Below are 6,880 nucleotides of genomic sequence, written 5' to 3' on the forward strand. Positions count from 1 at the left end.
GAGTGTAATCTCGATTGGGGACTCTTTCATTCTAGCACCGAAACAGTCCCCTTCCTCTAACGTATCAACTGCTACTTCGTTGCGGTGAGTGTTGGCTTGGTTCTAAACGATCCTGAGACGCGACCAAGATCTTGGTCGCGTCGCAAAGTCATCTAGAGTTTGCCGCTGAGCGTCTCGACAGTACTTCGTACAAATGAAAATACTGCGTTAGAATGGCGTGCACCAAGTGTACGTGATTTAGAAAGCGTTAGAGATAGTAGTCCGAGTAGTCTATGCAACCCCCACTCGAAACTCTAGACCGCTTTGCGACGTGACCGACCGATTGGACGGGAATCAAGAGTACGCGTTTGCGATCGATTCAGCGATCAAGAAACGCAGTGTCAGATCTAAGTGCTCCCAGATCGGGATGAGTTAACTCGGGCACTCGACCAGATTCCCGGGCCATAGTCGATGCAAATTGGTTTCGACTCCGAGGAAGTGTTGCTCCATTCTCTGGCTTCCTCCAGCACGGACGAAGTTAATTGCGACCGGCATAAAATAATAACCTCCGCGATCTCGTCGACGTTTGCGAGATATTGATCAGTAATGGCCTCCCCTGAGGACCGTGTTGAGGCTGTTAACGCCTACGATGAGACTGTGTGGTTCCCGCTGTTGAAGCACAACCTTGCTGACAGCCAGCGCACTCGTGTGCTGGCTGAGCTTGTCCGGAGGTTCATCGCTCGTGATTTCAAGATGAAGAACTTCGAACTGTCTTGCACTCGTTCGACAAACATCGGGTGCGAATCGTTGACCATCACACCGCGTCCGACCAGTTCAAACAATTTGAGTCTGATGAAGCGGCGGCCGGCCGGTCTGTGACCGGTGATAGATCTTGGCTTCTGCCCCCTAATGCATCCTCAACTATGCACATCTTTGACAATGAGTACGGTGAGACGGTTCGAACACCGAACTTCTTCTATCGAGACGATCCGTTGACCGATTAAGAGAGCCTACGGGTGGATTCCCAGTCGCTCGTGAGGATGGAACCACCATCAACGGCCACAAACGACTCTGGGCGGCTGAAGTTGCTGGACTCGACGGCCATCTCGTTCCTCATCATGAGGCACTGTATAGAAACCTATACGCCTGCACTGCACGAAGTCCCCGTACATGGGGAGCTCGGAGATGTCCGCATTCATGCTGAGTATCGTGCTTGGAGTCACACTTGTCGTCTTGGGCATTGGTGCCTACGTGCTCTCCGACTTTGTGAGTATCACGGCGTTCATCCCAACCATCTTCGGCGCTCTCATCGCCATTTTGGGTATCGTGGGATACCGAGGAACAGATCGGCAACGACAGGCTGCCTACGGAATCGGCCTGCTGGCGGTGCTCGGAGTGTTGGGATCGACACGTGGAATCCCGGACATAATCGCATTGCTAACCGGCGGAACAGTCGAATCGACTACCGCGGTCGTTTCACAGGCCGCGATGATCGTCATCTGTCTCGTCCTTCTCATCGCTGTGATACAGTTCATCCGCGATACACACGCGACCACGGGTCCGTGAACTATCTATAGCCGAATATTATCAATTCAGTATAATTCGAGGCGGAGCCTCCAGCCTCAAAGTATGTGCTGTCTGATGACTTTGAGTTCCGTGCAAGCACACTCCAATCCGACAAACATCCGTCTGTTAAGACCGGAACCGCGGTATAGCGGTATCTTATTTTGAGTCCGTAACAGTCATCACAGCGTCGACGCTCTCGGCGCACTTGAGCGCGAGCGCGGCGATGGTGAGCGTCGGGTTCATCGCGCCGCCGGTTGGAAAGACGGAACTGGAGGCGATCCAGCAGTTGTCCAGGTCGTGGGTACGGCAGTCGATGTCGACGACGCTCTCGGCGGGATCCTCTCCCATACGGGTCGTCCCCATATGGTGAGAAGTCGGGCCGGTGTCGTCGGGGCCAACCTGCCAGGTGATCTCCACGCCCAATTCGTCGAGAATCTGCTCCTGAAGCTCGTTAGCTCGTTCGATGGTTCGCAACGCGCGGTCGTCGACGTTCCAGTGGACGTCCGGTACGGGGTTGCCGAAGCTATCGGTGCGCTCGGGGTCGAGGCCGACGTAGCTGTCCTCCCGTGGGAGCTGTTCGACCAGCGCGCCCATCCCGATGTGGTTGCCGTAGTCATCCTGGAGTCGCTCCAGGAGGTCGTCGCCCCAATCCTCGCCTGTGAGTGCTAGCTCGACGGGTGAGGGGCCGTCGTTGTTGAGGAACTCAAGTTTGAACGGATTCAGCTCCTCGCCAGCATCGTCGTAGAACTGGTGGCACTCGCTGGTCATAAAGCCGATGTGGCCCTGGCGGGTCGGTTCGTCGAGCAGCCCGCCCGTTCCGGCAAAGAGGTGGTCCATGAAGAATTTGCCAACGAGGCCACTGGAGTTCGCCAGGCCGTCGGGATAGTCGTCGGAGTCCGACAGCAAGAGGAGACGCGGGGTCTCGACGCCACCGGCGGCGACGACGAAGGCGTCGGCCTCCTGTCGGTGTTCGTCGTCGGGAGTAGCGTACACGGCGGCCGTCACCGACTCCGCGTCGTGTTCGAGTCGCTGGACGGCCGCCCGATCGATGACGGTCGCGTCCGCCGCCTCGGCGCGTTCGATGTGGACGGTCGCGTCGTATTTGGCTCCCGTGGGACAGACCGGCTTGCAGGTTCCGAAGCCCACACACTCGCTGCGGCCGTCGTAGGGCTCGGAGTTGATGGCTGTGGGCACCGAGTGCATGGCGATTTCGAGTTCCTCGCAGGCCTCGGCGAACAGGCTATCGCTGTAGGAGGGATCGAAGCCGGACATGGGCCGCGGCTCCTCGCGCGGCGGCCCGAAGGGGTTGTCGCCGCCTGCGACGCCGAGTTCGGCTTCGGCTTCGGAGTAGTAGGGCTGCAGGTCGCTGTAGTCGATGGGCCAGTCGACGCCGACCCCACGCTCGCTTTCGCTGTTAAAATCGTCTTCGTGGAACCGCATCACCAACCCCTGCCAGCAAAGCGTCGTCCCGCCGATCCCCTTCACGCGGGTCTGGTTGAGCGGGTAGGACCATTGGCCCGTAGTGGAGTGGGCGTCGCGTTCGGGGTCGCCATCCCAGACCGCCGGGAAGTCGTAAAACGGCCGCAGTGCCCGCTCCTGACGGGCCAGGTAATCCTCCGAGGAAAACCGTGGGCCTGCGTCCAGGACGACCACCTCGTGGCCCGCCTCGGCCAGTCTACTCGCCACCAGCGCGCCCGCAGGTCCCGCGCCAATCACACAGACAGCCGCGTCGTCGACCGGACTTCGATCATCGGCTCCGGCGGCGGGCCGCGCGTTCCCGGCCGGAGGTGATCGACTCACGCCTTCGGCCCTCCGCCCAGCGCCGCCGACCCGCCGTCGGCCGCATCCGGCCCCTGCCGGTAGCTGTCGATCCCCCCGGCGTGGCCCTGTGGGTTCTCGATTCCCACCAACTCGCCGCCCGTGGGTGAGGCAAACAGGGCGAGGAGGAGTTCGTTGACGACGTAGTAGCGCACCCGCTCGACGGCCGACCCGTCGGGGTGTTCCTCGGCGGTGTCGGCTCCCACCTCGCGGAGCAACGAATCACGGTCGTCGGTATTGAGGTCGGCAAACGGCCCATCGTACCACGACTCGGCACGGTCGTCGAGTTCGCTTACGGCCGCCGCCAGCCCCTCGGCGTGGGGACCGTCGTCGAGCCGTCCCTCGGTAAAGGTTTCGACGAATTCAGCGATACCGTCGACCTCAGAGGGGTACAGCACCTCGGCGGCCGCGGTCAACGTCCCGATGATCGCCTCCTCGTCCGGACCACTATTGTTGTCGCCCTCGTCGGTGCCCGTTCCGGTGGCCGCGCCGCCAACGCTGTCATCGTCGGCCGTGGGTGCAACACAGCCAGCAGTTGGGGCGGTCACACCGAGTGCGGCCAGCGCTGCGACCGCGTCCCGTCGCGTTACGTCCATAGATGGATTAGGCTGGCCTAAATTTTTATATCTATTGGAATGACTCTAGTAAATCGATAGACAGCGGTAGAATTTATGGTTAAATCCCAGTACCTCACAAAGCTGGTTATTTCCACGAAGACCAGCTCCTTGACTTACTTTTCAACTGACTTGTCGAGGAACTGTTCAGTGTTGCACACCGACGTGAGATACAGCAACAAGAGGAAGGTACTACACCATCTCCTAAGTCTGATCAACGCATTGGTGGGACCCGTCGACGTGGATATCACTTATCTCGGTGAAGGATCCAAAGCGGAGACCGTTAGGCAGCTACATACTGTTCTTCCCATCGACTCTATCGGTGGCCATGGACGCATTGTCGAGAGAAGACGATTAAAGATAGGCCACTTGGAGTCCATCGACCCGGTATATGATGCTGTCCTCACGAGACCCTAATCGAGTTAAGACATAATACGATGATATGCATATCAAAGACGAAATTCATTAGGAGACATCTTCAAAATAAAATTGTTGGGGGTCGTCATTTTCAATTCCAAGAGTTACAATTACATCTGCATTCTCACTAGATTCTACTTGATTTAGTTCGAATGATAGATCATCACCGTTGCCTGGCTGTGATATTAATTTACGCATATTAACTTGAGCAGAGCTACCACTGTCAATCGTCGTAGGATTGTTAAACTCGTATGTTTTTCCATCTACTTTATATTCGTCCTCATCAACTTCGGCTATATCATCGTTGTCAGGTTCGACCTCTCCTCTACCAACGTCTAACCGAGCGTTCTTAGAAATTTCTGTCGCATCAATTGAGAAATTAGTAATAGTAAGTTTTTCACCAGCTATATTTTTAATATCAAAAACAATTATACTACCCTCTCCATCTGTATTTAATTCATCAAATTCTAACAACTGTTTATTATTACTTTCTGAATCATCATCATCTGAATCATCTGAACTACCCCCCCTCTGTGGGTCAACATTCTTTGCTGGCTCTTCATCCGGCTCCGAACGGGTTCCGACGGTATTCACCTCAAGATCATCTGAATCAACAGTTAAATTGAGTGCATGGACTCCCTCTCCACGTGCGTCAGTATCGACACCTTCGTACTCATCCTTGCCACCGAGTTCATCATCCCAGTAGGTTTCATTGTCTACTCGGGTTGGAATCGTAACGGAGAGATTCGAACCTGTGGGAAAATCTCCATCACCATCGGTGAGTTCCTCTTGAGGATATGATTCAAGTGCAATCTGTTCGGTGCCATCTTCTCTGAACTGATTTTGTAGAGCAGTAATTCGAACCGTATTGTCTTTGAGAATATTCTGATCCTCAATAATACTCACACCATTACCACGGTCCCGTTCATCAAGATACAATACAGAATGTTCATACCATATAGAACCAACGTCTATCTCAGAGTAGTCTGGCTGATATTCGAGAAATCGAGTAGATATATTTGTCGTAGCTGAACCATTTGTGATTGTAATGTTATATTCTCCACTAGTTTGGAGTGTTCCACTTGGTGGGGGAGGATTTATGGTAAAAGTTCGCGATTGATAATTCGTACCCAATGTGAGATCCGAAAACTGAGACATATCTGTTTGTCCTGCAGTTGAGATCGAATTTCTGATACCCACCATTTCATCACGAACATCTTCGAAGTGCTGAAATTCGGTAGCTGAATTCTCTTGAGGAACAATTTGTGCTTGATAGGTAGTTAATGATAGCATAAGAATCCCAAATATTAGAATAAAGCCAAGCACTGCAGAAACACCACGTCTATCGGAAGTAAAAGACGACTCTGTGAGAGTGTCAGCCATCCTAATTCCCGAATATGGCTGGAAATATATATATCCTGTCCACTGATATTCGAGGTATTAAAACCATCAACTATATTGACAAAAATACATTACTTTCAGGAAATTTTTAGTGTATTTCAATAGTATAGCATACTTTAGTTGGTTGAGATGCTCACGAGAATCTAATCGAGTTAAGGCATAACGCGATTAGACAGGATACGTCCTTTTTAGAGAGTTTCTCTGAGACTATCCAACTAGAGATATTCGATCCCGAGAAAGCATTGCTCAATTCTCTCGCCTCATTCGCCACCTACCAACTCGACGGCGACCGACACTACCTCACGGCGTTCAATAGCTTGACCGGGAATGGCGGCTTTGATCTCCTCTTCTGACGGACTCGGTTCCTAAACTACGACATGAACGCCGTTTGGAGACGTTGCCTACGCCAATATGATGCAGATCGTCGACCGCTTCGACACACACGATCAGCAGGATCTTGTTGGCGTCTGCGAGGTGTTGATCGGCAACGAGACTGTGACCCCTTCGACGATAGCGCTAAAGCTGTCGACGCATACGAGGACAGTACGTGGCTTCCGCTGCTCGAACACAACCTTGCAGATATCCAGCGAACACGGGAGCTAGCTGAAGTCGCTGGACAGTTCATTGCCCGGTCAGACTTCAAGATGAAGAACCCCTAACGACCAGATAGAAGATACAATTAGAAGATTATAACGACCAAATGTTCACACATGCTTGCGCTAGCTCTTTTGTTCGCTTTTCAATAGTTTCACCAGTCCATTCATCGTAGTCCTCAGCGATTGAGTTCGTCATGCTGTACTTGGAATTGAGATAGACCGATTGCTTATTCTCAAAAGGGTTTGCCCCAACTGATGCATTCTTGTTAGATTCCAGTAGGGTAAGATTCCCCAGTTGATCTCTGACTTGGGTAAACTCCCCCTCAGTCATATCCAGTTGAACCGGCCATGCACTGTATTTTTTGGTCGCGTCTCAGAACCGTTTAGACTTCACCTCCAGTAGCCTCAACCGAGGCGGTACAGTGAATCTTCTCGTGGAGTGATTCACACAGAATCTCATTGAAGAACCGGTTGTAGCGATCTGGATCT

The 6,880-nt window shown here is 53.2% G+C and carries 6 protein-coding genes; 2 read left to right on the plus strand and 4 right to left on the minus strand.

The window, feature by feature from the left end; genetic code table 11:
• The first annotated feature begins 752 nt into the window (after positions 1-752).
• Positions 753-983 carry a nitric oxide synthase oxygenase gene (locus O2S87_RS17565; RefSeq protein WP_475410047.1) on the plus strand — a complete coding sequence of 77 codons (231 nt, stop codon included), beginning with the start codon at positions 753-755 and terminating at the stop codon, positions 981-983.
• A 166-nt stretch (positions 984-1,149) separates the two neighbouring features.
• Entirely contained in the window at positions 1,150-1,545 is a 396-nt protein-coding gene (locus O2S87_RS17570; RefSeq protein ID WP_475410048.1) for a hypothetical protein, read from the plus strand.
• A 156-nt stretch (positions 1,546-1,701) separates the two neighbouring features.
• On the opposite strand, the gene O2S87_RS17575 is transcribed toward O2S87_RS17570, so the two are convergent.
• The 4 genes from O2S87_RS17575 to O2S87_RS17590 all read right to left on the minus strand — a co-directional run bounded on the left by O2S87_RS17575 (position 1,702) and on the right by O2S87_RS17590 (position 6,722).
• The gene (locus tag O2S87_RS17575) at positions 1,702-3,345 is read right to left on the minus strand and encodes a GMC family oxidoreductase (RefSeq protein WP_475410049.1); all 1,644 of its coding nucleotides are present in this window, start codon (positions 3,343-3,345) and stop codon (positions 1,702-1,704) included.
• Entirely contained in the window at positions 3,342-3,959 is a 618-nt protein-coding gene (locus O2S87_RS17580) for a gluconate 2-dehydrogenase subunit 3 family protein (protein ID WP_475410050.1), read from the minus strand. The genes O2S87_RS17575 and O2S87_RS17580 overlap by 4 nt, the downstream gene beginning before the upstream one ends.
• Before the next feature lie 483 nt (positions 3,960-4,442).
• Entirely contained in the window at positions 4,443-5,777 is a 1,335-nt protein-coding gene (locus tag O2S87_RS17585) for a hypothetical protein (protein WP_475410051.1), read from the minus strand.
• Positions 5,778-6,482: 705 nt separating this feature from the next.
• Positions 6,483-6,722 carry an HNH endonuclease family protein gene (locus O2S87_RS17590; protein WP_475410052.1) on the minus strand — a complete coding sequence of 80 codons (240 nt, stop codon included), beginning with the start codon at positions 6,720-6,722 and terminating at the stop codon, positions 6,483-6,485.
• Positions 6,723-6,880: the final 158 nt, after the last annotated feature.

This window comes from Halohasta sp. A2 (assembly GCF_056175805.1).

What these genes read in the sequence shown, in the direction of transcription:
- O2S87_RS17570 (WP_475410048.1), top strand. Translation starts at nt 1,150, where the DNA reads ATGGGGAGCTCGGAGATGTCCGCATTCATGCTGAGTATCGTGCTTGGA.
- O2S87_RS17580 (WP_475410050.1), bottom strand. Translation starts at nt 3,959, where the DNA reads ATGGACGTAACGCGACGGGACGCGGTCGCAGCGCTGGCCGCACTCGGT.
- O2S87_RS17585 (WP_475410051.1), bottom strand. Translation starts at nt 5,777, where the DNA reads ATGGCTGACACTCTCACAGAGTCGTCTTTTACTTCCGATAGACGTGGT.
- O2S87_RS17590 (WP_475410052.1), bottom strand. Translation starts at nt 6,722, where the DNA reads ATGACTGAGGGGGAGTTTACCCAAGTCAGAGATCAACTGGGGAATCTT.